Source organism: Streptomyces sp. NPDC005070, from assembly GCF_053600395.1.
The window spans coordinates 1-1,197 of sequence record NZ_JBSFZS010000555.1; the positions used below are offsets into that span (position 1 = coordinate 1).

Consider the following 1,197-nt stretch of genomic DNA (forward strand, 5'->3'; position numbering starts at 1 on the left):
GCCAGGCCCGGCGGGCGAGGTCGTACGTCAGCTTCTCCACGTACGCGCTGCCGCCAGCACAAGGGCTTCCGAGGGTGCTTCGGATCGGTCACCATGAAGGTCCGTCGGCGATCCGAGGGTGAGAATTGAGTGAGGGCGGGGACGTTCTGGACGGGCGACCGAAGCAGGTCGGCCCCGCGCCCTGGCTGGCGTTGGCCTGTCTCGTCGGGCTGCTTCTGGCCTACCTCGTACTGACGAACTTCACCGGAGAGCTGCGGGCCGCGCTGTGGGGCGAGCCCGGGACCGTGACCGAAGCCGACTGCCGGCCGTACGACAACACCGTGGCCAACGCGGGAACGTCGATGTCCTGCTCGGGCACCTTCACGCCGGACGGCGGCGGCTCTTCGTTCGACGTCCCCGTCGAGGGCGACATCGGCTCGCGGCCCGTCCGCGCGTGGCTGGTGGGCGGCGCGTCCGGCACCGCGTACATCTCACCGACGGTGTGGACGGGAGTGTTCCCGGTGGGGCTCTCCCTCCTCCTGGCCGGTCTCCCGCCGGCCGTGACGGTGGAGCACGCGCGCCGCGCCCGCGCGCAGCGCCCTGGAGATCGTCTTCAGGGATCAGATCCAGAACAGCATTGAGGCGATGGTGACGGCGGCCTCGCACGATGGCTCTTGCCCTAGTGCCGTGACCGGATAGGTTCACCGAGGTCTCGTGGCCTGCGGGTGCGTGAGTCACCGCTGCTCCCCGGTTTCGGCTGGTCGCAGGGCTGAACGACCTCGTCTGCATGGTTGTAATCAAGTTGCTGCCCGCCCCGGCGGGCGGGCAGGGTCTGGATCATGCTTGAACTACGCACTTTGGAATCAGACGACTGGCCCCTTTGGCGGGAGGTGCGACTGGCCGCGCTTGCTGAGGCGCCCTACGCGTTCGGATCGACGCTGGCCCAGTGGCAGGGCTCCGGCGACCGAGAGGAACGTTGGCGTGCCCGTCTGTCGATTCCTGGCGCGCACGATCTCGTCGCGCTCCTCGACGGCCTTCCGGTGGGCCTGGCCAGCGGAGTGCCGGGCGAGGGAGCAGAGAACGTGGAGTTGATCTCGATGTGGGTCAACCCAAAGGCTCGGGGCAAGGGTGTGGGTGACTGCCTGATCCAGGCGGTCGAGCGGTGGGCGGCGGAGCGCGGCGCCACGACCCTGCGGTTGTCCGTCATGCCGGACAACC

Annotated in this window: 2 protein-coding genes; both read left to right on the forward strand. The window is 69.1% G+C overall.

The features are described 5' to 3' along the window. Nucleotides 1-125: 125 nt before the first annotated feature. Nucleotides 126-620 carry a hypothetical protein gene (locus tag ACWEBX_RS41100; RefSeq protein ID WP_451889775.1) on the forward strand — a complete coding sequence of 165 codons (495 nt, stop codon included), beginning with the start codon at nt 126-128 and terminating at the stop codon, nt 618-620. A gap of 198 nt (nt 621-818) precedes the next feature. Continuing rightward, the coding region (locus ACWEBX_RS41105) for an N-acetyltransferase family protein (protein WP_451889776.1) at nt 819-1,197 on the forward strand (379 nt) is incomplete at its 3' end.